Source organism: Pseudomonas syringae group sp. J254-4 (genome assembly GCF_032586855.1).
In the GTDB taxonomy this organism is placed as follows: Bacteria; Pseudomonadota; Gammaproteobacteria; order Pseudomonadales; family Pseudomonadaceae; genus Aquipseudomonas; species Aquipseudomonas amygdali.
On sequence record NZ_JAWHOO010000012.1, the window covers coordinates 20,054 to 46,750 of the forward strand.

A 26,697-nucleotide genomic window follows, 5' to 3' on the forward strand; every position below is an offset into this window, starting at 1 on the left:
GCCGAGGATAGCGTGAGTTGAGGTGCAGCAGGTTGCCGATGTGCAGGTTGTGAAGACGAAAAGATGCGGTGTCAGGCAGCAGGTCCTGGTTCATTTCGTCAGTGATGTAGCAGATGAGAACAGTGCTTCAGCCGCTTTGGCTTTCTCCTGTAACCCAGGGTCGTTCACAAGCTGATTCAGCTTCGGTTCGTCCAGTGTGCCGTCCTTGCGAAGGATGCCGAGCCTGGAGAAATCGATGGCTGGGCCAGCGGCATCGCCGAAGTCGGAGCCGCCACCCACATCGGGGCTGCCGGAAATGATCGTTCCGCCGTGGCTGGTCGGGCTGCCCAGGTGGGCCATCGGGCGACCGTTGATGAGGATCGAGGGAAAGCCGGTGACGATCACCGCGCCGCAGCCGCACAGATCGCCTACCGTGGCGGCGGACATGCCGTTGATCAGGGTGTCGGAGGAGGCTGTGACAATCGGGGTGCAACCGTGGCCCGGCAACGGGCAGAGGTGCATGTCGCCCTGGCGGCCTGAGGGAATCATGTGTCGTCCTTAGGTGTATTGAAAACGGACGAAGCTAATGAATATCTTCTGTGGGGTATGTAAGGCAAATCCGGTTTTTTTGCGGGAATTCGCTCATTCGTTCAGAGCCAATCTGCTGATTGAAGCGCTTCGTGATGAGGCGTTTCGCTTGATCTTTACGTGCCGGTTTGCTGCTACCGGGCCGTTTCGCCCATAATCGCTGTTTTAAGTCGTCTCGAAACCGCAGCAGGAGCCTCATGGAGCAATTTCGCAATATCGGCATCATCGGTCGCCTGGGCAGTGTTCAGGTGCTCGAGACCGTTCGCCGACTCAAGAGATTCCTGCTGGACCGCCACCTGCACGTCATTCTTGAAGAGACGATTGCCGAAGTCCTGCCCGGCCATGGCCTGCAAACCTCGTCGCGCAAGATGCTCGGTGAAGTCTGTGACATGGTCATCGTGGTCGGTGGCGATGGCAGCCTGTTGGGGGCAGCAAGGGCGCTGGCCAGGCACAACGTTCCGGTGCTGGGTATCAACCGCGGCAGCCTGGGTTTTCTGACCGACATTCGTCCTGACGAGCTGGAGGTCAAATGTGCCGAAGTGCTCGACGGGCATTACCTGGTTGAAAACCGCTTCCTGCTACAGGCCGAAGTGCGCCGCCACGGTGAGGCCATCGGTCAGGGCGATGCGCTCAACGACGTTGTGCTGCACCCCGGCAAGTCCACGCGCATGATCGAGTTCGAGATCTATATAGACGGTCAGTTTGTGTGCAGTCAGAAGGCCGATGGCCTGATCGTCGCCACGCCGACCGGATCGACAGCCTATGCGCTGTCGGCGGGCGGGCCGATCATGCATCCCAAGCTCGACGCCATCGTCATCGTGCCGATGTACCCGCACACCTTGTCCGGGCGGCCCATCGTGGTCGACGGCAACAGCGAGCTGAAAATCGTGGTGTCCAAGGACATGACCATTTATCCGCAAGTGTCCTGCGATGGCCAGAATCACTTTACCTGCGCACCGGGTGACACCATCACGGTCAGCAAGAAACCGCAGAAGCTGCGTCTGATTCACCCGCTGGATCACAATTATTACGAAGTCTGCCGCACCAAGCTCGGCTGGGGCAGCAAGCTCGGCGGCGGGGGCGATTAATGCTCGATCCGGCGCGTGGCTACGATCTGATCGGTGACGTGCACGGGTGCGCCCATACCCTGGAGCACTTGCTGGAGCTTCTCGGCTACCGTCTGCAGGCTGGCGTCTGGCGTCACCCTGAGCGTATTGCAATTTTCCTTGGCGACATCATCGACCGTGGCCCGCGCATTCGCGAGTCGCTGCATATCGTCCGCGATATGGTTCAGGCCGGTCATGCCCTGTGCATCATGGGCAACCATGAGTTCAACGCGCTGGGCTGGATGACGCCAGCCTTGCCGGAAAGCGGTCATGAGTTCGTACGTGAGCACACCCCGCGTCATGCCCGGCTGATCGGCGAAACCCTGGCGCAGTTCGAGCGCTACCCGGATGAATGGAGCGAGTTCGTCAACTGGTTCTATGAGCTGCCGCTGTACATGGACGCCGGTCGTTTCAGGGTGGTGCATGCCTGCTGGGATGCGACTCTGATCGATCCGTTGCGCGGCCTGCATGGCACCGGTTGTATTGACAAGCATTTTGTCCAGGCCTCGGCAGTGCCCGGCAGTTTCGCCAGCAATGTGTTCAACCGTCTGCTGCGCGGCACCGACATGCGTTTGCCGCATGGTCTGACCCTGACCGGCGGTGACGGGCTGACCCGCGAGTTCTTTCGTACCAAGTTCTGGGAAGATGACCCGCAGACCTATGGCGACGTGGTATTTCAGCCCGACGCGTTGCCTGAAGGCGTAGCCAAGACCCCGCTGTCCACGTCGGAAAAAAACGCATTGCTGCGTTACGGTATCAATGAGCCGCTGCTGTTTGTCGGTCATTACTGGCGCAGCGGCGTCCCTGCGCCCATCCGTCCGAACCTGGCCTGTCTGGATTACAGCGCCGTGCTCTATGGCAAGCTGGTCGCCTATCGGCTGGACCAGGAAACACAGATCGACCCGGACAAGTTTGTCTGGGTCGACGTGCAGCGTCCCGAGGTTTCAGAATGAGTGCTGTTGCAGTCCTGCGGTTGCCGTTGACCACCAACCTGAGCGGCTTTGTCAGCCTGTTGCAGCGCTTGCGGATTCCCCACAGGGTCAGCGAAGAGGCTGGCGAGCAGGTGCTTTGGGTGCCGGATGCGCCGCAACTGGCCGATGAAGTGCGCGAGTTATACACGCGCTTTCCTGAAGGGGACGAGGATTTTCAACTGGCGCAAGACGCCTCAAGCGTAACGTACAAGCCGCCGGGCCTGATCGAGCAGTTACGCAACAGCCCGGTGACGGCGCTGGTGTTGCTGGTCACCCTGCTGGTGGCGGGCATGACGTTGCTGGGCGACAACCTTGAAGCCATCCGCTGGCTGACCTTTCAGGATTTCCGGATCAGTGGCGAGTACGCGACGTTTCTGCCGTTGTCCGACAGTCTGGCCGCCGGGCAATGGTGGCGGATTGTCTCACCGATGCTGATTCACTTCGGCATCCTGCACCTGGCCATGAACGGCATGTGGTTCTGGGAACTGGGCCGACGTATCGAAATTCGTCAGGGCAGCCTGTCTTTATTGCTGCTCACGCTGCTGTTTTCAGCTGTTTCAAATTACGTGCAATACCTGTTCAGCGGCCCGAGCCTGTTTGGCGGGTTGTCCGGCGTGCTCTATGGCTTGCTCGGTCACTGCTGGATCTTTCAGTTACTGGCGCCCAACCCGGTCTACCGTCTACCACGTGGGGTATTGATCATGATGCTCATCTGGCTGGCGCTATGCCTGTCCGGCCTGGTGAGCATGCTCGGTTTCGGCGAGATCGCCAACGGCGCGCACGTCGGCGGTCTGATCATCGGTTGTGCTACCGGCCTGGTTGGCGGTGCGATTGCGCGCCGCAAGTCGTAAAATTACCCGCTATTTTCTGGAGTGCGCCATGTCGTCTTTTATAGAAATGATCGAAAACATCACCCCGGATATCTACGAGAGCCTGAAGCTGGCTGTGGAAATCGGCAAATGGTCCGACGGCCGCAAGCTTACTCAGGAACAGCGTGAGCTGTCGTTGCAGGCGCTGATCGCCTGGGAAGTGCAGAACCTGCCGGAAGACCAGCGCACGGGCTACATGGGGCCGCAGGAATGCGCCTCCAAATCAGCGCCAGTGCCCAATATTCTGTTCAAATCGGATGCTATTCATTGATCGAAATTGGTCGCGGAGCAGTCAACAAAATGTCGGCGCGTCAGGATGATGCGTCATGTGTGCAATACGCTTTTCGCCTGGGCGAGACCGAGATCGCGGTCAATCCGCTGATTGGCAAGACGTTGCGTCTGGAGTTTCTCGGCGCCATTCATTGCAGTCATTGCGGGCGCAAGACCAAGTCCAGCTACAGCCAGGGCTACTGCTACCCGTGCATGCTCAAGCTGGCGCAATGCGACATGTGCATCATGAGCCCGGAAAAATGCCATCACGATCAGGGCACCTGTCGCGATCCGGCATGGGGCGAGCAGTTCTGCATGACCGATCACATCGTTTACCTGGCCAACTCGTCAGGCGTGAAGGTCGGCATTACCCGCTCTACGCAGTTGCCGACCCGCTGGCTGGACCAGGGCGCGAGCCAGGCGTTGCCGATTCTGCGCGTAGCCACCCGTCAGCAGTCAGGCTTTGTCGAAGACTTGCTGCGCAGTCAGGTGGCCGACCGTACCAACTGGCGTGCGCTGCTCAAAGGTGATGCCCAGCCGGTCGATCTCAAGGCCATTCGCCAGGAATTGTTCGACAGTTGCGGCGCGGGCTTGCTGGGATTGCAAGAACGATTCGGTCTGCAAGCCATCCAATTGCTACATGACGCCGAGCCTGTCGAGTTTCGTTACCCGGTCGAGGCGTATCCGACCAAGATTGTCAGCTTCAACCTGGACAAGAACCCGATTGCCGAGGGCACGCTGCTGGGGATCAAGGGCCAATACCTGATTTTCGATACCGGCGTGATCAATATTCGCAAGTACACGGCCTATCAGCTGGCCGTGCATCAGTAGAAGGATTCCAGCATGCGCACCGAACAACCGAAAATGATTTACCTGAAGGACTACCAGGCTCCCGAGTACCTCATCGATGAGACGAACCTGACCTTCGAACTGTTCGACGACCACTCGCTGGTCCACGCCCAACTGGTCATGCGCCGCAACCCCGAGCGCGGCGCAGGCCTGCCGCCGCTGGTGCTGGACGGTCAGCATCTGGAACTGGTCTCGGTCAAGCTGAGTGACGTAGAGCTGAGCGCTGCGGATTATCAACTGACAGAAGATCACCTGACGCTGCATCCGCAAGCCGAAAGCTTCACGGTCGACAGTACTGTGCGCATCCATCCGGAATCCAACACCGCACTGGAAGGCCTGTACAAGTCCAGCGGCATGTTCTGCACCCAGTGCGAGGCCGAAGGCTTCCGCAAGATCACCTATTACCTCGACCGCCCCGACGTGATGAGCAAGTTCACCACCACGCTCAGCGCCGACAAGCAGAATTTTCCTATTCTGCTCTCCAACGGCAATCCGATTGCCAGCGGCGAAGATGACGGCGGACGGCACTGGGCGACGTGGGAAGACCCGTTCATGAAGCCGGCTTACCTGTTCGCGCTGGTAGCCGGTGATCTGTGGTGCATCGAAGACACCTTTACCAGCATGAGCCAGCGGGAAGTGACCCTGCGCATCTATGTCGAGCCAGAAAACGTCGACAAGTGCCAGCACGCCATGACCAGCCTGAAGAAATCCATGCGCTGGGATGAAGAAACCTACGGTCGTGAGTATGACCTGGACATCTTCATGATTGTCGCGGTCAACGACTTCAACATGGGCGCGATGGAGAACAAGGGCCTAAACATCTTCAACTCCAGTGCCGTGCTGGCGCGTGCCGAGACTGCGACCGATGCCGCGCATCAGCGGGTCGAAGCGATCGTTGCCCACGAATACTTCCACAACTGGTCGGGCAACCGTGTGACCTGCCGTGACTGGTTCCAGCTGTCGCTCAAGGAAGGCTTCACGGTGTACCGCGACGCCGGTTTCTCGGCGGACATGAACTCGGCCACGGTCAAGCGTATTCAGGATGTTGCTTACCTGCGTACTCACCAGTTTGCCGAAGACGCAGGCCCGATGGCCCACGCAGTGCGCCCGGACAGCTTCATCGAAATCTCCAATTTCTACACCCTGACCGTTTACGAAAAGGGTTCGGAAGTGGTTGGCATGCTCCACACCCTGTTGGGCGCCGAAGGCTTCCGCAAGGGCAGTGATCTGTATTTTGAGCGCCATGACGGCCAGGCCGTGACCTGCGACGATTTCATCAAGGCCATGGAAGACGCCAACGGCGTCGACCTGACCCAATTCAAGCGCTGGTACAGCCAAGCGGGTACGCCGCGTCTGGCGGTCAGCGAGTCGTATGACGCTGCTGCGAAAACCTACAGCCTGACTTTCCGCCAGAGCTGCCCAAGCACGCCAGGCCAGCCTGGCGATCAGAAACAGCCGTTTGTGATTCCGGTCGAACTGGGGCTGCTGGGCAGCAAGGGCGGCGAAATTGCCCTGCGTCTGGCGGACGAAACCGCAGCTGCCGGCACCACGCGAGTGCTCTCGGTCACCGAGTCCGAGCAGACTTTCACCTTCGTTGACGTTGCCGAAAAGCCACTGCCGTCACTGCTGCGCGGTTTCTCTGCGCCGGTCAAGCTGAGCTTTCCGTATGACCGCGATCAACTGATGTTCCTGATGCAACACGACAGCGACGGTTTCAACCGTTGGGATGCCGGTCAGCAACTTTCGGTCCAGGTATTGCAGGAACTGATCGGTCAGCACCAGCAAGGTCAGCCACTGGTCATGGATCAACGTCTGATCACTGCGCTGGGCACCGTGCTGGCGGATGAGCGTCTGGATCAGGCGATGGTCGCAGAAATGCTTTCGTTGCCGGGCGAAGCTTATCTGGCCGAGATCAGCGAAGTGGCGGATGTCGATGCCATTCACGCCGCACGCGAATTTGCCCGTCAGCAACTGGCCGACGGCCTGTTTGACAGTCTGCTGACGCGCTACAAGGCCAACCGCGAGGTGTCCAGAGCTACGCCATACGTCGCCGAGTCCACGCATTTCGCCCGTCGCGCGCTGCAGAACATTGCGCTGTCGTACTTGATGCTTAGCGCCAAACCTGAAGTGCTGGCGGCGACCATCGACCAGTTCGATACCAGCGACAACATGACCGAGCGCCTGACTGCGCTGGCCGTGCTGGTCAATTCGCCGTTTACGGCCGAACGCGACAAAGCACTCGCCGTGTTCGCCGAGAACTTCAAAAGCAACGCGCTGGTCATGGATCAATGGTTCAGCGTCCAGGCGGCCAGTACTCAGCCGGGCGGCCTGCAACGCGTGCAGGAACTGATGAAGCATCCTGCATTCAGCATCAAGAACCCGAACAAGGTGCGTGCCCTGATCGGTGCATTCGCCGGGCAGAACCTGATTAATTTCCACGCAGCGGACGGCTCCGGCTATCGCTTCCTCGCGGATCTGGTCATTGAGCTGAATGCCCTGAACCCGCAGATCGCTTCTCGTCAGTTGGCACCACTGACCCGCTGGCGCAAATACGACAGCGCCCGTCAGGCGCTGATGAAAGCCGAGCTGGAGCGCATCCTCGCCTCCGGCAAACTGTCGGCGGACGTGTATGAAGTGGTGAGCAAAAGCCTGGCTGAATAAGGGTTGCCCAGTGCCTGACAGGCACTTGTGAGAAAGGCGCTGTCCGCTGATGCGGACAGCGCTTTTTTTTGAGTGTGCGTCGCCGTGCGGTGATTTGACTATCGTGCCAATGCTCCGCGTGGGAACGAGAATTTTTGGTGTCCATAAAAATCTCACATGTGATGCGTATCTATCTTCAAAAACATCTGATACGTTGCTTACCTGATTCACGGCCAGCAGCAAGGGGGAAGCGCCAATGCCTCGTAAAACCCAGGGCGACAACGCAGCGGTCCCGGCCAAGGTTTCCAAGAGCTCCACTGATTACATGCGTGAAATGCGTCTGCGACTCAAAGAGGCGGGGCTGGTCAAGCGGGAATTCTGGATCCGGCCCGAGAACGTCGATGCCCTGCGTGGCATTGAAAAAGCCTTAAGACAGCCCTTTCTGGGCGACAGAATAAAACTGGAGGATTTCATGACCGAGAATACCCACTGGACCATCAGCTCTTTGCAGAAGGCGCTTTGCGAACTGGAGCTGGTGACGAATGGAAAGATCGAGCTCGATGTAACCGAGGGTGATGCCTCGGGCATCAGGCTGACCATGGCCGAGTATGGCGATCTGCCGATTTATATCGCGGTGGAAGGCGAGCAGATTCTGGCCGACGCGACCTTGATCGAAGTGAACAAGATCAAGAACGTGCAGGCGTTCAACGACGTCGTTCTGCGCAGCCGCGATCTGTTTCCGCTGTCATCGGTCGGTATCGAAAAGCTCGGTGACGGTCAGGAAGTCTACTGCCTGTTTGGCGCTTTAAGCGCAGCATCGTCGCTCACCGTAATCGTGCAGGAAATCCTTACCCTCGCGGACAACGTGATCCGTGCGGCCGACGCTTTTGAAGATCATTTCATCTACTGAACAGCGCTGTCAGGCGGAGAATATTCATGACTACGAGTATCTGGAAAAAACTGGTGACCGCCGTTCGTGGTGGCGCTTCCGAAGTGGGCGAGTCGATTGCCGATGCCAATGCCATCCGCATTCTGGATCAGGAAATTCGTGACGCCGAGAACGCGCTGGTCAAGGCCCGCGACGGGCTGATCACCATCAAGGCCAAGCACAAACTCTCGGCACAGCGTCTTGAAGAGCACGCCACCAGCATCGCCAACTGGGAAGGCCGCGCCATGCAGGCTCTGAACAAGGGTGAAGAAGCGCTGGCTGTAGAGTGCGCGAACAAGATCGCCGAGATCGAGGCCCTGCGTGATCAGGAGCAGGAACTGGCCGATCAGTTCAACAAGCAGGTCAGCCTGCTGCAAGAGCAGGTGGTCAAGGCCGAATCGCGAATCAAGAGCCTCAAGCAACAGGTCGAGATGGCCAAGGCCCGTGAAACCGTGCAAAAAGCTCGCGTTGCAACGGCCACTGCAACCGGTGGTGCCAGCGGCGCAGTCGAAACCGCAGTAGGCTCGCTGGCGCGTCTCAAGCAACGTCAGGATGAACAGGACGCCAAGCTCGAAGCGGCGGAAGAACTGGCCAGCCAGTCCAGCGGCAGTGACCTGGAGCGTCGTCTGCAGGATGCCGGTATTGGTGCCAAAAGTGGCGGTGCGCAAGATGTACTGGCGCGTCTGAAAGCCAAAAACCAGACGCCGGCTCAGTAAGTGACGCAACAGGGCAGGCGAGGATGTTGAATGGAGTTTTCCAAACGACTCAAGGTCATCCTCGCCCTGTCGGCAGTTATGATTGCGGTGCAAGTGCTGAACTCGATCACCGGCAACGGCCTGATTCATTTCGGTATCATTCCGCGCAGCGCGACCGGGTTGCGCGGCATTGTGTTTGCGCCTTTTCTGCACGGTTCGATTCAGCACTTGCTCAGCAACCTGCTGCCGTTCATTGTGCTGAGCTGGCTGGTCGCCACTGAGGGTGTCAGGCGTTATGCGTGGGTCGCCGGGCTGGTCTGTCTGCTGGGCGGACTGCTGGTCTGGAGCTTCGGTCGCAGCAATATCCATGTCGGTGCGAGCGGGCTGATTTTTGGTTTGTGGGCTTACCTGCTCGCGCGAGCATGGTATCAGCGCAGTATCGCCAGCGTGCTGGTCGCGCTGTTGGTACTGGCCGGTTACAGCGGACTGGTTTTCGGCTTTGTCCCGGTAGCTGGCGTATCGTTTGAATCACATATTGCCGGCGCACTGGCGGGTATTTGTGTAGCGTGGCTGATGCATTCCAGAGCGTTGCTGGCGCAGCAGTGAGCCAGTCTCGTGAACAGGGTGTGTTTATTCCGGTTAAAGACATGTCCATACCGGCTCCAGTCGACTTCAAGGGAATTGCACTATGAGTTGGTTCAAACGTGCCATGGGGCTGGAAGCACCCAAGGCATCAGGTCGTGATAGCGTGCAACCCGTCAGCCCGTTAGGGTTGGCGTCTGGTCGCATGTTGTGTCTGGACAGCTCGTTGAAGCTGTTGCTCGACGGGCATTCGCAGGTGGTTGTCCCAGACGATGAAAAGGTCTGGGCCGTGGGGCGCGTAGATCTGGGCCAGTCGATGGCGTTGCATCGCTTCTACCTGGATAACGAGGACTACTTCCTGCAGGTGGTCAGCAACGGCCCCAATCCGGAAGACGTGCAGGACATCATTCTGTTCGGTTACTACAGCGCCGAGCCGATCACCAGCAAGGATGAGTTGCTGCGCCTGACCGGTCCGTCGTCGAAGATCGGCCTGCCTGCCTACGAACACGATGGCGAGGTATTCGAACGGCAATGGGGCACGTCGCCCGGCCAGACCGAGCTGACGCCGCTGGATGAGGATATTGTCAGCCCTGATGCTGCGTATCGCGTCAAACACCTGAGCATGCTGTATGCCCGCGAAACGGGGCTGATCAACCGCCGTGAGTTTCTGCTGTTTTCCGTCGAGGAAGACGAAGAGGGCAGCATTACCCTCACCACGGCCGTTGGCATAACGCTGCAATCCACTGATATCAACGTTCTTTGACAAGGAAATCTTCATGATCGACGCGCTGCGTATGTCGCTCAATGCCCCTGCCGTGATTGGCTTCATCATGTACATTCTGGTGGCGGCCATTCTGTTCGCCCTGTTCCAGTTCATCTACAGCAGGATCACGCCGCACAAGGAGTTTGCGCTGATTCGCGAGAACAACAGTGCTGCCGCATTGGCGTTGGGTGGTTCGCTGATCGGTTTCGCACTGCCAGCCAGCAACATCATCAGCTACAGCATCAGCATTCTGGATGTGATCGTCTGGGTAGTGATCGCAGCTGTTGTGCAACTGCTGGCGTTCGGTGTTACCAGCCTGGTGCTCAAGGGCCTGTCGACACGTATTGCCAAGGGCGAAATGGCTGCCGCCATTTACTCGGCCAGCGTCGCAATCAGCGTCGGTCTTCTCAACGCAGCCTGCATGACCCCTTCGGTCTGACGGCAGCCTTGAACAAGGAGACTCACGATGAGACGCAGTTCAGTAAAGCTGGTACTTGCCAGCACGCTTCCGCTGGCCCTCGCCGGGTGTGGCCCGTCGGAAGACAAGGATACTTTCAACGCGCAGGCCAACTTCAGTTCGGTGCAGGAATGCGTTGATGCCAAGGTACCGGTAAATGTCTGTTCGGATGCCTACATGCAGGCGCTGTCCGACCATCGCCGCATAGCGCCGACCTATGATGACAAGGCGTCTTGCGACGCGGACTTTGTACCGGATTATTGCCAGGTCACTTCGGATGGCAAGTACATGCCGAAACTCGGCGGCTTTGAGCTGGGTTTTTCCGGGCGTGTTCCCAAAGAGGCGCTGGACCGGGCCAATCAGGAAGTCGCCCAGTCCGCTCCCGCAGGCATGAGCGGCACCACCGGGCTGATGGCTGGTCTGCTGATCGGCAATCTGCTCAGCAATGGCTTCGGCAACAATCGCTATTACTCGCAACCTATCTACCAGACGCGCGATGACCGCGGCGGTTACTATAGCTCGTCCTTGCCAAGTCAGATTGATCGCGGCAAGACCTTCGGCCGTTCGACCCAGGCGCAATCCAGTTCCGATCGCAGCTATGGCAAGAGCACGCTGGGGCGCAACCTGGGCAGTTCGGGCTCCGGCTCGTCCTCTGTGTCGTCGACTATCTCGCGCGGCGGCTTCGGCAGCCAGGCCTCGGCACGCAGTGGCTGGGGCGGCAAGAGCAGCGGTGGCAGCAGCAGTTTCGGAGGCTGACGGTCCGGGCCATGAAAAAGATCAGTATCGAGGAACGCCCGGACTGGCGCGCAACGGCGGAACGTGAAGGGTTCAACTTTCACACCATCGATGGCGAGCGCTATTGGGATGAGCGCGGGTATTATCTGTTCACCGAGCAGCAGATTACCCGCGACCTTGAAGTGCCTACCCAGGAGCTTCACCAGATGTGTCTGGACGCAGTCGCGCGGGTGGTGGACAGCGAAGAGTTGTTGCACCGGCTGGCGATTCCGGAAGCGTTCTTTGATGTGATCCGCACGTCATGGAAGCAGGGGCATCCGCACCTTTACGGGCGCTTCGACTTTGCCTACGACGGCACGGGCCCGGCAAAGATGTACGAAATCAATGCCGATACGCCCACCAGTCTGATGGAAGCCGGTGCGTTTCAGTTGCTCTGGCTGGATGAGCAGATGGCGCGCGGCGTTCTGCCTGCGCATGCCAGCCAGTTCAATTCGATTGCCGAGGATCTTGTTCGGGCGTTTGCCGAGTTTCCGGGGGCGAGCCCGTTCTACTTTTCGGCGATGTCCGGCTCTGTCGAGGACCGTGGTACTACCGATTTTCTGCGGCGCATGGCTACGCACGTGGGCATTGATGCTCGGCATATCGATATCGAGGACATAGGGCTCAGTGCCGAGGGCCGCTTTGTCGACCTGGACGGACGCTGGATCGAGCGGCTGTTCAAGCTTCACGCCTGGGAACATATCTTTCACGAGGAGTTTGGCCAGCACGTTCCAGCCAGTGGCACTCAGTTCGTTGAACCTGCCTGGAAGTCGATTCTCAGCAACAAGGGAATTCTGCCGTTGTTGTGGCAGTTCAATGAAGGCCATCCGAACCTGCTGCCTTCGCGTGTCGATCAGGACCCGAGCAGACCGGTTCCCAAAGGCTGGGTGCGCAAACCTTACTTTTCCCGCGAAGGTGCCAACATCGAAATGCGCACGCCTGGCGATCAGGTGATTTCAGTTGATGGGCCTTACACTGATGCGCCTTATATTTTGCAGGCGTACTCGCCGCTGCCGCGATTTGGTGACAGCTACACGCTGATTGGCTCGTGGGTCATCGGCGACCTTGCCTCCGGAATCGGCATTCGTGAAGACGACAGTCTGATCACCAAAGACACCAGCCGGTTCCTGCCCCACGTCGTTATCGACTGAACGCTGCTTACCCTCAATAAGTGTTACTTGTCCAATACACGTAACACTCTCGCTGTTACCGAACGTTTATAGAGCCCGCAATGACCGGCATCAACCGGTGACTAGTCTGATGTTATGTCTGACAATCAAACAGACTGTGCTCGTGTTTTTAATGCTGCCCATACAGAAGGTCCATTAATTAACTGATCTGTACCGGCTCTGTAGAGTGATCTGTATGTTTACGCTTATTGGCATTTGCGTTGCATTACCGTGAGCGACTCTGAGTGCCCGTTTCATTGGCACATAGTGTGCGGTATCGCACGTGCAAGAAGTCTCCTACAGGCACTTGCCTGACCGACACAGTGTTCGTGAGATCAATAATAACAGTGGCTGTTTTATCCGTTTAAAAGTTTGATGGTCGAACAGTCAATCTATACGCCTCTCACAACACTCCGTTTACATCGTAAACACTATCGGCCTGAACGTCAGACACTGGTTACGGACAGGCCACGCAAGGAGAGCCAACATGCTCATGAAACAACTGCCGGGGTTCGCGCTGGCGATGCTGCTCGCGCTCAACACCAGTCTGGCAGCTGGCGCTACGCTGCTCGGAAGCCGCCTGACACCGCTGGGAGGCGAGGTGTCGGGTAACGCAGCAGGGACCATCCCGCCCTGGCGTGGCGGAATCACCCGGCCTCCGCCCGGATACAAGGGCTCAGGCACACGGCATGTCGACCCGTATGCTGCAGACAAGCCCCTGTTCACTATTACCCACGCCAATATGCAGCACTATCGCAGCTACCTGACACCTGGGCAGGTGGCGATGTTCGACACCTGGCCCGACAGTTATCAGATGCCGATATACACCACCCGACGTTCCGGGTCGGCACCGCAATGGGTATACGACAACACACGCCATAATGCGCAAAACGCCCGGTTGATCGGTGGCGGTAACGGTTTTGTCGATGCCTATGGCGGCATTCCATTTCCTGTTCCGGAAAAGGGCATTCAGGCCGTGTGGAATCACATTGCCCGCTATCGCGGTCATTACGTGGTACGGGGGACTTCGGAGGTCGCCATACAGCGTGACGGCAGTTTCAAATTGAACACCTCGCGTCAGAAAGTGCTGTTCCGCTTTTATGACCCTGCGGGCAGTTTTGCCAGTCTGGACAATGTGCTGTTTTATTACCTGTCGTTTATCCAGTGCCCGACACGCATGGCCGGTTCCGCCGTGCTGGTCCATGAAACACTTGATCAGGTGCAGGAGCCTCGGCAAGCATGGGCTTACAGTGCTGCGAAACGTCGGGTAAGACGGGCGCCGAGTCTGGCTTACGATATGCCGATCCCGGCCTCCGAGGGGTTGCGCACCGCAGATGACACCGACATGTTCAACGGTTCACCGGACCGTTACGAGTGGACGTTGCTGGGCAAACGCGAAATCTATATCCCTTACAACAACTACCGGATATCCAGTCCTGATATTAGCTATCGACAGTTATTGCAGGTCGGCCACCTCAACCCGGCTTATACACGCCATGAGTTGCATCGTGTATGGGTGGTGGAGGGCAGGCTCAAACCTACCGCGCGGCATGTCTACTCTCGGCGCACGCTGTACCTGGATGAAGACAGCTGGCAGGCCGCAGTTGTCGATCAATATGACGGCAGAGGGCAATTGTGGCGGGTCTCCATGGCCTACCTGAAAAACTATTACGAGCTACCGACCACCTGGTCTGCACTGGACGTTTTCCATGACTTGCAGGCGCGGCGTTATCACGTACAGAACCTGGACAATCAGGAACCCGGCACCAGCGATTTTTCCCAGCCTGTGCCCAGTGTAAATGCCTTCAAACCCGCCGCATTGCGTCGTCGGGGTATTCACTGACGAGCGTCTGGCGAAACTGGGCAATCAACCATCGTGATGATCCATCAATCACATTCGTGCGCTTAACAAAAGATAACGACATGTTGATTGTCAGGCATTTGCAAAACTGCCTAGGATGAACGGTCTTCCACACAGGTAAAGCCGGACGGCTGTGGACGTCCGGGTCAATACGAGCCGGTTGATACACGCAGTCGATAACAGCTACCTGATAATAATAAGAGCGGAGAAGTCCATGCGTGATCCTGTCCATCGACGCATCCGGTTATGCGCGGGTCTTTCCCTGGCGATTTTTACTTCATGTTCCTTTGCGGTATCTGCAATGGCCGACTCTGCATCGACTTCAGCCGCTGCTGCGGGCAAGGCTGTTTACGCTGTCGAATCGGCCAGAGCCTCACGCGGTTTGTTGCTGGATGTCGCCCATGCTGGCGCGCGTCTGGTCGTGGTAGGTGATCATGGGCATATTCTATTCTCCGATGATCAAGGCAAGACCTGGAGCCAAGCTCGCGTGCCGACCCGCCAGCTGTTGACGGCTGTGTTTTTCGTGGATGAACAGCATGGCTGGGCCGTGGGTCATGACGCCCAGATACTGGCCAGTAACGATGGTGGCAAGAGCTGGAGCAAGCAGTTCGAGGACTTGAAGCGCGAGGCACCGCTGCTGGACGTCTGGTTCAAGGACCTCGACACCGGTTTTGCCGTGGGCGCTTACGGTGCGCTGTTGAGCACCGTTGATGGCGGTCAGCATTGGGAGGATGTCAGCGAGCGGCTGGACAACGAAGATCAGTATCACCTGAACAGCATTGCTCAGGTGAAAGACGCAGGCCTGTTCATTGTCGGCGAGGCGGGCAGCATGTTTCGTTCAAGTGACCATGGGCAGACCTGGGAGAAACTCGAAGGCCCCTATCAAGGTTCGCTATTTGGCGTGATTGGCACGGCCCAGCCTTCTACGCTGCTGGCTTATGGTTTGCGCGGCAATCTGTTTCGTTCCAGCGATTTTGGTGACAGCTGGCAGCCCATTGAACTGAAGGACGCACGCGGCCCGGTCGAGTTCGGTCTGGCCAGCGCCACATTGCTGGGCGACGGTTCGCTGGTGCTGGTCGGTAACGGCGGTAGCGTCATGCGCAGCAGTGATGATGGCGAAACGTTCGAGGTCTTCAATAGGCCCGATCGCATCTCGCTGGCCGGGGTCACCGGCAACCTTCAAGGCAATCTGATTCTGGTAGGACAAGGCGGCGTGCGCGTCACCTCGCCGACGGGCGCCGATACGACCCAACAATAAGACCTTTCAGGGCGGGGACATTCCGGCATGAGCACTGTTCAACACACGCAACACTCGGATGAAAAGGCAACCTTCCTTGAACGCCTGATTTTCAATCATCGCCCTGCGGTGATTATCCTTTGTCTGCTGGCGAGTATTTTTCTGTTCTGGCAGGCCACGCAGGTTCGGCCTTCCACCAGTTTCGAAAAAATGATCCCGCTGTCTCATCCGTTCATTCAGAACATGATGAAGCACCGCAACGATCTGGCGAACCTGGGCAACACCGTGCGTATCTCCGTCGAAGCGGTGGATGGCGATATTTTCTCCAAAGAGTACATGGAGACCCTGCGCCAGATCAGTGACGAAGTGTTTTACATTCCCGGCGTGGACCGCTCCGGTCTCAAATCGCTCTGGAGCCCCAGCGTGCGCTGGACCGAAGTGACGGAAGAGGGGTTTGCGGGGGGCGAAGTCATACCGCAGAGTTACAACGGCTCTGACGCCAGTCTGGATCAGTTGCGCAACAACGTGCTCAAGTCCGGGCAGGTCGGGCGACTGGTCGCCAACGATTTCAGGTCGAGCATCATTGATGTTCCGCTGCAGGAGTCTTACCCGGACCCGGCAGACCAGGGCACGTTGCTGGCGCTGGACTACCAGCAATTCTCTCATCAGCTTGAAGAGAAGATCCGCGACAAATACCAGGCACAAAACCCCCATATCAAGATTCACATCGTCGGTTTCGCCAAGAAAGTCGGCGACTTGATCGACGGTCTGTTCATGGTGGTGATGTTCTTTGGCATCGCGTTCCTGATCACTCTGGTATTGCTGATCTGGTTCACCCGTTGTATCCGCAGTACCGTGGCGGTTCTGAGTACCACGCTCATTGCGGTGATCTGGCAACTGGGGCTGATGCACGTCGTCGGCTTCGGTATTGACCCGTATTCGATGCTGGTGCCGTTTCTGATTTTTGCTATCGGCATCTCTCACGGCGTGCAGAAAATCAACGGTATCGCCCTGCAATCCAGCGAGGCCGAAAACGCGCTGACTGCTGCGCGTCGCACGTTTCGCCAGCTGTTTCTGCCGGGCATGATCGCCATTCTGGCTGATGCCGTCGGGTTCATTACTTTGCTGATCATCGACATCGGCGTGATCCGCGAACTGGCCATCGGCGCTTCCATCGGCGTTGCGGTGATCGTGTTCACCAACCTGATTCTGTTACCTGTGGCCATTTCCTACGTGGGTATCAGCAAACGGGCGGTGAGCCGTAGCAAGCAGGATGCGGTCTGCGAGCATCCTTTCTGGCGACTGCTGTCGAACTTTGCCAGTGCCAAAGTCGCGCCGGTGTCGATTGTGTTGGCGTTGCTGGCCTTCGGTGGCGGGCTCTGGTACAGCCAGAACCTGAAGATCGGTGATCTGGACCAGGGCGCACCTGAGCTGCGCCCCGGCTCGCGCTATAACAAGGACAACGCGTTCATCATCAATCACTACTCGACCAGTTCCGATGTGCTGGTAGTCATGGTCAAGACAGCCCCCGAAGGCTGCTCGGCGTATTCGACTATGTCAGCGATCAACGAGCTGGCCTGGAAGATGGAAAACACCCAAGGCGTGCAGTCAGCCATTTCGCTGGTGACCGTTTCCAAACAGGTCATCAAGGGCATGAACGAGGGCAACCTGAAGTGGGAGAGCCTGTCGCGCAACAAGGACGTGCTGAACAACTCCATCGCCCGCGCTGATGGCCTGTACAACACCGACTGTTCCCTGGCCCCGCTACTGGTATTCCTCAACGACCATAAAGCCGAAACCCTGGACCGTGCCGTACATGCCGTGCAGGACTTCGCCAAGGAGAACGACACGCCGGACCTGCAGTTCCTGCTGGCCGCAGGCAATGCCGGGATCGAGGCCGCGACCAACGAGGTCATCAAGCAGTCCGAGCTGGTCATTCTGGTGCTGGTCTACCTCTGCGTGGCAGCCATGTGCATGATCACTTTCCGCTCATGGGCCGCGACCCTGTGCATCGTCCTGCCGCTGGTGCTGACCTCGGTGCTGGGCAACGCGCTGATGGCGTTCATGGGCATCGGCGTCAAGGTCGCGACCCTGCCGGTTGTGGCGCTGGGAGTGGGGATTGGTGTCGATTACGGCATCTACATCTACAGCCGCCTGGAAAGCTTCCTGCGCGCCGGTCTGCCGCTGCAGCAAGCCTATTACGAAACCCTGAAGTCCACCGGCAAGGCCGTGCTGTTCACCGGTCTGTGCCTGGCTATCGGCGTGTGCACCTGGATCTTCTCGGCGATCAAGTTTCAGGCCGACATGGGCCTGATGCTGACCTTCATGCTGCTGTGGAACATGTTCGGCGCACTGTGGCTGCTGCCCGCGCTGGCACGGTTTCTGATCAAGCCGGAGAAGATGGCGGGGAAGGTGGGCAATTCGTTGTTTTCGCATTAAGGCTGTGGCGGCCTGTAACTCTGGGTCCTTTTAACTATTAACTATTAACTATTAACTATTAACTATCGTGCCAATGCTCCGCGTTGGCACGCAGTTCGTGACGCTCTGCGTTACTAATTTGTGTCGCGCCGCTTACTTGGGACAGGACGCAGAGCGTCCAGAACGGCATCCCCACGCGGAGCGTTGGAACGAGGACTTACGCCTCAAGATGACTATCGTGCCAATGCTCCGCGTTGGCATGCAGTTCGTGACGCTCCGCGTCACAGGTTTGCGCCGCTCCGCTTACTTGGGACAGGACGCAGAGCGTCCAGAACGGCATTCCCACGCGGAGCGTTGGAACGATGACTTACGCCTCAAGATGACTATCGTGCCAATACTCCGCGTTGGCACGCAGTTCGTGACGCTCTGCGTCACAAATTTGCGCCGCGCCGCTTACTTGGGACAGGACGCAGAGCGTCCAGAACGGCATTCCCACGCGGAGCGTTGGAACGATGAGTTACGCCTCAAGATGACTATCGTGCCAATGCTCCGCGTTGGCATGCAGTTCGTGACGCTCCGCGTCACAAATTTGCGCCGCGCCGCTTACTCGGCACAGGACGCAAAGCGTCCTGAGCGTTGGAACGATCATTTAAAAACGTCCAGCATCGTGATGCTCTCGTTATTGAGGGCTTACTGGAGTAGGGCGGTCACCCAGACAATCAGGGAGATTGGGGCCAATTGAGATCATTCCAGCCGATACCTCACCCGATCCGCCCCCCCAGTCCAGCGGTCCACTCGCTGACGCCAGATCGTAAACCTCTGTCTCTGAAATCAACTCGCCAGTGCGATGATCATAGAGCCGAAAAAACGCAGGGTACTCCCACCAGGGTAGCCACCTTCTTGGCACCTCACTATCCGGGTGTGGCATCGAATGAAACATCATCGGAAGAACCCAGAGTGGTTTGAACAGCTCCACTCTGTAACAGCCTCCAGGGCTTATGTCAGGCTCGCCAGAGCGTTCCGCTAACCCTTTTTCCCACCATTCCGATGCGGTCCAGAGACTACCGGCGATAATAATGTAGGCTGTAAAAAATTTGAGCCGTTGTGGAAGTGGTTTCATTTACGGACTCCCAACTTTATGATCTGATCAGATTTTTTCCACAAAATGTTTGAGTAAATAAAAAAATCGCCCCCTTGACCTGTATCGCCACGATAGTTGCGAAAGTGGGAGTTTGTAACTGCAGCAAATGGTCCGTCTTTTAAACGGATGACCAGATTTCCTTGTGGCGTCAAGGCTATAGCGGTTTCTGCCTTGGTCAGCACGCGATCTTCTGTCCACGTGCCGAGATATTGTAATCCGCTAAAGTCGTAATGGTCCCGTATGTAGAAGCCTAGGTTTTTTATCTGAAAATACAGCTCGGTCTGCTGGGTGATGAAATTTTTCTTACTGAAAGCTCGCCCTGTAACACCAACTTTTAGTGTTGCAGACCCCAGCGCACCGTACATATCGTCCAGTGAGTCCCACGTACTGCCGAATATACGAAAATTTACTTGGGATAAAACATCTATCTGCCGAGAAGACAGTAAGTTGTTGCCCAGTTCAAATGAGCTATTCTCATCCCATTCGGCACGTTTCAAAAGTTTTCTCAATCTTTCAACCGCTTTTGCCGAGGATACGATGGACTCGGCCTCATCTACTGCTTCCCGACAACGCTCAAACTGCATTGCCCACTCCATTTTTACAATGCTTTCGTCACACTGTATTGCAGGTAAGCTCAAAGGGTCAGGTTGGGTTTTTGGCTCCTTCCACTCCTCCGGCATCTCCCACGCGGGACTGTCAAACCATCGCTGCATCAGCGCCGCTGCCGTGTTCCAACCCATGTTGCGCATGGCTCCGGGTATGCGGGAGAGGGCCAGGCTTTGGATGATGACTTCTTTGGCCGGGGTGTCTGTCGGGGCGTAGGTGTGTGAAGCTCCTTGGGGCAAGGCGAAGTAAGTGTCGGGGCCCAAGGCGTTGGTACGCTGGAAATCGTTCAGAGACATTGGGGTTACTCCATGACCGGCCAAGGGGCGGTGGTTGCGAGTTGCAGTGCGATGACAGCCGGGCTTTTATGGCTGCGGCTGTAGCCTTGCAGGTCAAGCGCGCCAACGCAGGTGCAGCGTTGGTCTTGCATCACCACATAGCCCAGATGACCCAGGCTGGAACGCTTTTGATTGAACAGACGAAAACGTTCGTCGCACATGATTGACTCTCGCTGGTCCACCAGCGAATTAACTGAATGCACAACCCGATCCACCACACTTTCGCTGGCCGCCTCCTGATCATTACCAACCGAAGGATCGGGCGCAGACTGCACAACACTCGACCGCCTCTCAACCCGAAAGAAACTTTGTTGCCTGGATATCAATCGAGCCCCGCAACTGGTGAGGTCGCCCTCCAGTGCGATGATGTTTCCTTCGATATGAAAGTTGTTTTCTTCACCGATGATTTTGCTGGCGCCATGCAGTGGGCAGATGACGTCACAGCCTCTGTGCGCCACGGGGAAACCATTGATGCGCTTTGTTTGATCGCCGTTGATAACAGACCCTCCGTGGTCTGTGGTATCGCCCTGAACGATGGCCAGAAGTTTCATGCAATGCTCCTTGCACACTTTTTATCAGCAGCACGAGTCTCTGACGTCTGATAGGTTTAATCGACGTTTATGAACAGGCGCAGCGTTTTAATTAATGTGCAGGTAGAGATATCATTACTTTATGTTTTCGGAAATGACGGAGCGTCATTTGCGATAATTAAGGACTGAGCTTACGCTGGGCTGATAAGGCTCTTACAAATAGTATGGATATTTCCCACGGAAATAGAATATTCAGAGGCGGGTATCAGCAATAAAGAGGGTTCGCCATATTTGATTGATAAACACGGCGAACATACAGACTCAGAGAGTTATCGACTCAGTCGAGCCAATCAACCGCCGCCCAGGACCACACTCAGCGCATTGCGCGCATCGTCCAGTTGCACCAGCGAAGCATGGCGTGCGCCCAGTGCGTCGCGGTTCTGGATGGCGGTGAGGATTGCCTTGTGACGAGGCATGGCCAGTTCGTGCAGGTTGGGGCGTTTGTTGGAGTATTTGAGTGCTTCGCGCAACGCCAGTGACAGCATGTTGCACAAGTGCGCCAGCAGGTCGTTGTGGGTGGCGTCGGCGATGCGGCTGTGGAAGTCGAGGTCGGGTTGCAGCAGGTCTTCCGGCGTCGGTGCAGCTTCCATGCGCAGGTAGGCTTCGTGGATCGACTCGATCTCTGCGTCGGTGGCATGTTGCGCGGCCAGTGCGGCAACCGCCGGTTCGATGACAGCGCGCACACTGGTCAGCAGGTTGAAGAATTCATTCTGCGGCGAACTTTGCATCACCCAGTGCAGCACATCCGGGTCCAGCAGGTGCCATTCGCGTCGGGCCTTGACCACCGTGCCGACACGCGGCCGCGAGTAGACCAGCCCCTTGGCGACCAGAACCCGTGTGGCTTCACGCAGTACCGGGCGGCTGACGGCATACTCTTCGCAGAGCAGTGCTTCGGCAGGCAGCTTTTCGTCAGGCTTGAAACGGCCGGATACGATTTGCATGCCCAGTTCCTGGACAATGCGCGCGTGCATGCTTTTTCGGTCGGAAGGCTTTCGATAATCCATGAGAGCGCAATTGGGTCCTGGCGGTGATTGCTGGGCATCATACCATCGCGCAACAGTGACGGCGGTCCCCAGAACAAGGGACCGCCGCTTCTTTTAGTGCGAGTGGCGAGGCACTTCTGAACCTCTGCAACCGACCAGAAAGTCGAAGTCGCAGCCTTGATCCGCCTGCATCACCCGGTCCACGTACAGTTGACGATAGCCACCGAGCAGCAGTTGCGGCGGGGCCTGCCACTCGGCAAGACGTGCATCCAGTTCGGCTTGTGGGATGTCCAGATGCAAGCGCCCGCTGGCGCAGTCCAGTTCGATCCAGTCGCCTTCCTTGACCACGGCCAGCGGCCCGCCGGCTGCGGCTTCCGGTGCCACATGCAAAACCACTGTGCCATAGGCCGTACCGCTCATACGTGCATCGGAAATGCGCACCATGTCGGTCACACCCAGCGCGAGCAGTTTGGCCGGAAGGCCCATGTTGCCGACCTCGGCCATGCCCGGATAACCTTTGGGGCCGCAGTTCTTGAGCACCATGACCGAGGTGGCGTCAATGTCCAGATCCGGATCGTTGATCCGCGCCTTGTACATTTCGAAGTTCTCGAACACCACCGCCCGGCCACGATGCTGCATCAGTGCCGGTGTAGCGGCAGACGGTTTGAGCACTGCGCCGAGGGGGGCGAGGTTGCCGCGCAATACGCAGATACCACCATCAGCGCGAATCGGATTGTCCAGAGCACGGATTACCTGGTCCTCGCCATAGATCGGTGAATTGCAGGTGTTTTCGCCAATGCTTTTACCGTTGACGGTCAGGGCGTCCGGGTTGGGCAGCAAATTGGCTTCGTTCATGCGCCGCAGCACGGCAGGCAGGCCACCGGCGTAGTAGAACTCTTCCATCAGAAAGCGCCCTGAGGGTTGCAGGTCGACGATGGTCGGCATGCCACGGCCCATGCGCGACCAGTCATCCAGGTCCAGGTCGACGCCGATGCGCCCGGCAATGGCCTTGAGGTGGATAACGGCGTTGGTCGAACCGCCGATGGCTGCATTGACCCGGATTGCGTTTTCGAATGCGGCCTTGGTGAGAATCTTCGACAGGCGCAGGTCTTCACGAACCATGTCCACCGCACGCATGCCGGACATGTGCGCCAGCACGTAACGCCGCGAATCCACTGCCGGAATAGCCGCGTTGTGCGGCAGCGAAGTGCCCAGCGCTTCGGCCATGCAGGCCATGGTCGAGGCCGTGCCCATTGTGTTGCAGGTGCCTGCCGAGCGAGACATGCCGGCTTCGGCGGAGAGAAACTCATCCAGGCTGATGGTGCCGGCCTTGTAGGACTCGTGCATCTGCCAGACGATGGTTCCGGCGCCGATGTCCTTGCCTTCATGCTTGCCGTTGAGCATCGGTCCGCCGGTCACGACGATGGCGGGGATGTCGCAACTGGCGGCACCCATCAACAGGGCAGGTGTGGTTTTGTCACAGCCAGTCAGCAGCACGACGCCATCAATGGGGTTGCCGCGAATCGCTTCTTCAACGTCCATGCTCGCCAGGTTGCGGGTGAACATCGCGGTAGGACGCAGGTTGGATTCGCCGTTGGAAAACACCGGAAACTCCACCGGCCAGCCGCCTGCTTCGATCACACCACGTTTGACGTGCTCGGCGATCTGCCGGAAATGCGCGTTGCAGGGGGTCAACTCCGACCAGGTATTGCAAATGCCGATGATCGGCTTGCCCTGGAACTGATGGTCGGCAATACCCTGATTCTTCATCCAGCTGCGGTACATGAAGCCATTCTTGTCAGCGGTGCCAAACCACTGGGCAGAACGGAGGGTCGGTTTTTTATCGGAGTCAGACATGATCGGCTCTCTTATTGTAAGACTTAATGGCGATACTGCTGGCTAAGGTAAGCCTAAAAAACGCGTATTGGAAGAGTTGTCAGTTTAAATAGTATTACTATATAGTCGGTCGTAGACGAGGGATCATCCTGGCGCATGTGCTGCATTATTCAGCCCCCAGGCACAGAGGCGATCCCCGCAGGTTCCATAACAAAAACAATGGGAGACCGCCTACATGAGCCAGGAACTGCGGCTTATACGCCGCATTACGTTCAAACTGATTCCGTTTCTTATCCTGCTGTACCTGATCGCTTATGTAGACCGCTCTGCCGTGGGCTTTGCCAAGCTGCACATGGGCGCGGACATCGGTATCGGCGACGCCGCCTACGGGCTGGGTGCCGGACTGTTCTTCATCGGTTACTTCCTGCTGGAGATCCCCAGTAACCTGATGCTCGAGCGTTTCGGCGCACGTCGCTGGTTCGCGCGGATCATGATCACCTGGGGCGCGATCACCATCGGCATGGCCTTCGTCCAGGGGCCGCACAGCTTCTATGTGATGCGTTTTCTGCTGGGTGCTGCCGAGGCGGGCTTCTTTCCCGGTGTGCTGTACTACATCACCCAATGGTTTCCGGTGCGCCATCGCGGCAAGATCCTTGGCCTTTTCATCCTCTCGCAACCCATCGCCATGATGATCACCGGGCCCGTTTCCGGCGGTTTGCTGGGCATGGACGGCATACTCGGTCTGCATGGCTGGCAATGGCTGTTCATCGTCATTGGTACGCCAGCGATTCTGCTGACCTGGCCGGTGCTGCGCTGGTTGCCGGATGGTCCGCAGCAGGTCAAATGGATGGACCAGGCCGAGAAGGACTGGCTGACCGGTGAGTTGAAAAAGGACTTGGAAGAGTACGGACAGACCCGCCACGGCAATCCACTGCATGCCTTGAAAGACAAACGCGTGCTGTTGCTGGCGCTGTTCTACCTGCCGGTGACCTTGAGCATCTACGGCCTGGGCCTGTGGCTGCCGACCCTGATCAAACAGTTCGGTGGCAGTGACCTGACCACCGGCTTCGTGTCATCGGTGCCGTACATTTTCGGCATCATTGGCCTGCTGATCGTGCCGCGCAGTTCCGACCGCCTCAACGACCGTTACGGGCATCTGGCCGTGCTGTATGTGCTGGGTGCCATCGGCCTGTTCTGCAGCGCCTGGCTGACCCTGCCGGTGGCGCAGCTGGCTGCATTGTGCGTCGTGGCGTTCGCGCTGTTTTCCTGCACGGCGGTGTTCTGGACCCTACCGGGGCGATTCTTCGCTGGTGCCAGTGCCGCAGCCGGTATCGCGCTGATCAATTCGGTCGGCAACCTGGGCGGCTACATCGGGCCGTTCGTGATCGGTGCGTTGAAGGAAATCACCGGCAGCCTGGCATCGGGCCTCTATTTTTTGTCGGGTGTCATGGTCTTCGGGCTGCTGCTGACCGGCATCGTCTATCACGTGCTGGAGCGCAAGCATGTGCTGCCAGTGTCCGACTTCGCGGCGAGTGCCAAGGCGAGGTAGGTTTTCAGCGGCCCATTATCTGGAAGGAGAATTTCATGCGGTTAGTACAGTTTGAATTGAGCGACGGTCAGCGCCGGGTCGGTCTGGTCGACGGTGATCAGGTGCGTGAGGTCCAGGGTGTCGAGAGTGTTCGCGAGCTGGCGCTGGCGGCGATCGAGGCGGGTTCGGCTCTGGCGCACCAGGTCGAGCAGCGTGGGGTTGGCGAGACGCACGACTATTCGCAGTTGCTTGAGGAACTGCGGATTCTGCCGCCGCTCGACCATCCTGACCCTGCGCACCTGCTGGTCAGCGGCACCGGGCTGACCCATCTGGGCAGTGCGTCGGCACGCGACAAGATGCACCAGCAGTCAGGCGACGAAGCTTCGATGACCGACACTATGCGTATCTTCAAATGGGGCGTTGAAGGCGGCAAGCCGGTGGCGGGGCAGGCCGGTGTTCAGCCAGAGTGGTTCTACAAGGGTGACGGCAGCATTGTCGTGCGCCCCGGCCATTCGTTTTCCCTGCCGCCTTTCGCCGAAGATGGCGGGGAAGAGCCCGAACTGAGTGGCCTGTATGTGATCGGTCATGACCGCAAGCCGTACCGGTTGGGCTTCGCCATCGGCAACGAATATTCCGACCACGTCATGGAGCGTCGCAACTACCTGTATCTGGCGCATTCGAAACTGCGCGCCTGTTCGTTCGGTCCGGAGTTGCGCGTGGGCGACTTGCCGCAAAGCCTGTCGGGCACCAGCCGGGTCTGGCGCGACGGCAAGGTGCTGTGGGAAAAAGAGTTCCTCAGTGGCGAAGCGAACATGTGCCACAGCCTGGAAAACCTTGAATACCATCACTTCAAGTATGCACAGTTCCTCAGGCCCGGTGACGTGCATGTGCATTTCTTCGGCACCGCGACCCTGTCGTTTGCCGATGGCGTGCGCACCCAGCCGGGCGATCGTTTCGAGATCAGTCAGGCCGAGTTCGGCAAGCCGCTGGTTAACGGTTTGGCACCGAGCGAGCCGGTGTTTCAGCCGGGCGGCATCGGCAAGCTGTAAGCGCAGTCCCTGTTTGACTGCTCACCGTGCCAGCGCTCGGCGCTGGTACGGCTCTACTTGCGCTCCGGCTGTATCTGCGCCTGCCTTTTGCCCTATCATTCGCGCTTTTGCTGGCCGGATGAATTTCATGACTACCACACCCACCACACTGCTCGCCGCACTCGAAGCCACCACCATGCTGGAAATCGACGGTCTGCACGCCTGGGACTTCTCTCTGGGCGAGGAATTGAACGTCGAATGCATGGACGGCCGCGAGCGCAAGGTATGGCGCTTCACCAAGGCGCAAGTCGATGCTGCGACCTTCGATGAATCCCTGCAAAGCTGGGTGATCAATGACGGCAACGCCGATCACCGGATCATCTGTCTGGATGCCTTCACCCCTTCCGACGAAGATGATTCCGCGCAGGATTGAGTAAATGCGGGCTGGCGCTGTCATAGACCCGACAGTGCCGTAACAGGCATCAATAATTTCG

Annotated in this window: 24 protein-coding genes and 1 pseudogene; 19 read left to right on the forward strand and 6 right to left on the reverse strand. The window is 57.8% G+C overall.

All coding sequences use genetic code 11. The annotated features are described in order from the left end of the window. Positions 1 to 102: 102 nt before the first annotated feature. Positions 103 to 528: pseudogene (locus tag RYB09_RS15495) on the reverse strand (PAAR domain-containing protein); the annotation flags it as partial. Positions 529 to 764: 236 nt separating this feature from the next. Here RYB09_RS15495 and RYB09_RS15500 point away from each other — a divergent pair. From RYB09_RS15500 to RYB09_RS15575, 16 genes are all read left to right on the forward strand, one after another. Continuing rightward, positions 765 to 1,655, forward strand: coding sequence for an NAD(+) kinase (locus tag RYB09_RS15500; RefSeq protein ID WP_003409651.1), 891 nt, complete (start codon positions 765 to 767; stop codon positions 1,653 to 1,655). Beyond that, the gene (locus RYB09_RS15505) at positions 1,655 to 2,626 is read left to right on the forward strand and encodes a metallophosphoesterase (RefSeq protein WP_054098078.1); all 972 of its coding nucleotides are present in this window, start codon (positions 1,655 to 1,657) and stop codon (positions 2,624 to 2,626) included. The genes RYB09_RS15500 and RYB09_RS15505 overlap by 1 nt, the downstream gene beginning before the upstream one ends. Beyond that, entirely contained in the window at positions 2,623 to 3,495 is an 873-nt protein-coding gene (locus tag RYB09_RS15510) for a rhomboid family intramembrane serine protease (RefSeq protein WP_122281849.1), read from the forward strand. The genes RYB09_RS15505 and RYB09_RS15510 overlap by 4 nt, the downstream gene beginning before the upstream one ends. A gap of 28 nt (positions 3,496 to 3,523) precedes the next feature. Further along, positions 3,524 to 3,784: a YeaC family protein gene (locus RYB09_RS15515; RefSeq protein WP_002554502.1), complete on the forward strand. Its 261-nt coding sequence runs from the start codon at positions 3,524 to 3,526 to the stop codon at positions 3,782 to 3,784. Further along, entirely contained in the window at positions 3,781 to 4,614 is an 834-nt protein-coding gene (locus RYB09_RS15520; RefSeq protein WP_004665926.1) for a DUF2797 domain-containing protein, read from the forward strand. The genes RYB09_RS15515 and RYB09_RS15520 overlap by 4 nt, the downstream gene beginning before the upstream one ends. A gap of 12 nt (positions 4,615 to 4,626) precedes the next feature. Then, the gene (gene pepN / locus RYB09_RS15525) at positions 4,627 to 7,293 is read left to right on the forward strand and encodes an aminopeptidase N (protein ID WP_316889219.1); all 2,667 of its coding nucleotides are present in this window, start codon (positions 4,627 to 4,629) and stop codon (positions 7,291 to 7,293) included. Positions 7,294 to 7,528: 235 nt separating this feature from the next. Then, positions 7,529 to 8,182, forward strand: coding sequence for a YjfI family protein (locus RYB09_RS15530; protein ID WP_058399911.1), 654 nt, complete (start codon positions 7,529 to 7,531; stop codon positions 8,180 to 8,182). A 26-nt stretch (positions 8,183 to 8,208) separates the two neighbouring features. Further along, entirely contained in the window at positions 8,209 to 8,916 is a 708-nt protein-coding gene (locus RYB09_RS15535) for a PspA/IM30 family protein (RefSeq protein ID WP_058399912.1), read from the forward strand. Between the two features lie 30 nt (positions 8,917 to 8,946). Next, positions 8,947 to 9,501, forward strand: coding sequence for a rhomboid family intramembrane serine protease (locus RYB09_RS15540; RefSeq protein WP_058399913.1), 555 nt, complete (start codon positions 8,947 to 8,949; stop codon positions 9,499 to 9,501). A gap of 82 nt (positions 9,502 to 9,583) precedes the next feature. Next, positions 9,584 to 10,240 (forward strand): DUF2491 family protein, encoded by a 657-nt coding sequence (locus tag RYB09_RS15545; protein WP_316889224.1) that lies wholly within the window; start codon positions 9,584 to 9,586, stop codon positions 10,238 to 10,240. 13 nt (positions 10,241 to 10,253) lie between these two features. Beyond that, a complete protein-coding gene (locus RYB09_RS15550; protein WP_004657435.1) occupies positions 10,254 to 10,679 on the forward strand; it encodes a DUF350 domain-containing protein in 426 nt (141 codons plus the stop codon). Between the two features lie 27 nt (positions 10,680 to 10,706). Continuing rightward, positions 10,707 to 11,453 (forward strand): DUF1190 domain-containing protein, encoded by a 747-nt coding sequence (locus RYB09_RS15555; RefSeq protein ID WP_005731336.1) that lies wholly within the window; start codon positions 10,707 to 10,709, stop codon positions 11,451 to 11,453. Between the two features lie 11 nt (positions 11,454 to 11,464). Further along, the gene (locus RYB09_RS15560) at positions 11,465 to 12,622 is read left to right on the forward strand and encodes a glutathionylspermidine synthase family protein (RefSeq protein ID WP_316889227.1); all 1,158 of its coding nucleotides are present in this window, start codon (positions 11,465 to 11,467) and stop codon (positions 12,620 to 12,622) included. A 505-nt stretch (positions 12,623 to 13,127) separates the two neighbouring features. Then, complete coding sequence (locus RYB09_RS15565; RefSeq protein WP_122281846.1) at positions 13,128 to 14,483, forward strand: DUF1329 domain-containing protein; 1,356 nt, start codon at positions 13,128 to 13,130, stop codon at positions 14,481 to 14,483. Between the two features lie 232 nt (positions 14,484 to 14,715). Next, positions 14,716 to 15,759 carry a YCF48-related protein gene (locus tag RYB09_RS15570; RefSeq protein WP_316889229.1) on the forward strand — a complete coding sequence of 348 codons (1,044 nt, stop codon included), beginning with the start codon at positions 14,716 to 14,718 and terminating at the stop codon, positions 15,757 to 15,759. Positions 15,760 to 15,786: 27 nt separating this feature from the next. Continuing rightward, positions 15,787 to 18,177, forward strand: coding sequence for an RND family transporter (locus RYB09_RS15575; protein ID WP_316889230.1), 2,391 nt, complete (start codon positions 15,787 to 15,789; stop codon positions 18,175 to 18,177). A gap of 658 nt (positions 18,178 to 18,835) precedes the next feature. Here the strand turns inward: RYB09_RS15575 and RYB09_RS15580 are convergent. The 5 genes from RYB09_RS15580 to RYB09_RS15600 form a co-directional block, all read right to left on the reverse strand. Continuing rightward, on the reverse strand, positions 18,836 to 19,276 hold the full coding sequence (locus RYB09_RS15580; RefSeq protein WP_316889231.1) for a hypothetical protein: 441 nt from the start codon (positions 19,274 to 19,276) through the stop codon (positions 18,836 to 18,838). Beyond that, entirely contained in the window at positions 19,273 to 20,199 is a 927-nt protein-coding gene (locus tag RYB09_RS15585; protein WP_316889234.1) for a DUF6402 family protein, read from the reverse strand. Before RYB09_RS15585 ends, RYB09_RS15580 begins: the two co-directional genes overlap by 4 nt. Before the next feature lie 5 nt (positions 20,200 to 20,204). Then, entirely contained in the window at positions 20,205 to 20,789 is a 585-nt protein-coding gene (locus RYB09_RS15590) for a PAAR domain-containing protein (protein WP_316889236.1), read from the reverse strand. 329 nt (positions 20,790 to 21,118) lie between these two features. Continuing rightward, positions 21,119 to 21,832 carry a FadR/GntR family transcriptional regulator gene (locus RYB09_RS15595; RefSeq protein WP_002554489.1) on the reverse strand — a complete coding sequence of 238 codons (714 nt, stop codon included), beginning with the start codon at positions 21,830 to 21,832 and terminating at the stop codon, positions 21,119 to 21,121. Between the two features lie 93 nt (positions 21,833 to 21,925). Next, complete coding sequence (locus tag RYB09_RS15600; RefSeq protein ID WP_058399922.1) at positions 21,926 to 23,668, reverse strand: IlvD/Edd family dehydratase; 1,743 nt, start codon at positions 23,666 to 23,668, stop codon at positions 21,926 to 21,928. A 214-nt stretch (positions 23,669 to 23,882) separates the two neighbouring features. Between RYB09_RS15600 and RYB09_RS15605 the strand changes: the two genes are divergently transcribed. From RYB09_RS15605 to RYB09_RS15615, 3 genes are all read left to right on the forward strand, one after another. Further along, positions 23,883 to 25,196: an MFS transporter gene (locus tag RYB09_RS15605; protein WP_057402602.1), complete on the forward strand. Its 1,314-nt coding sequence runs from the start codon at positions 23,883 to 23,885 to the stop codon at positions 25,194 to 25,196. Between the two features lie 35 nt (positions 25,197 to 25,231). After that, on the forward strand, positions 25,232 to 26,224 hold the full coding sequence (gene araD1 / locus RYB09_RS15610) for an AraD1 family protein (protein WP_058399924.1): 993 nt from the start codon (positions 25,232 to 25,234) through the stop codon (positions 26,222 to 26,224). 127 nt (positions 26,225 to 26,351) lie between these two features. Then, positions 26,352 to 26,636, forward strand: a complete 285-nt coding sequence (locus tag RYB09_RS15615) for a DUF5629 family protein (protein ID WP_003368505.1) — start codon at positions 26,352 to 26,354, stop codon at positions 26,634 to 26,636. Positions 26,637 to 26,697: the final 61 nt, after the last annotated feature.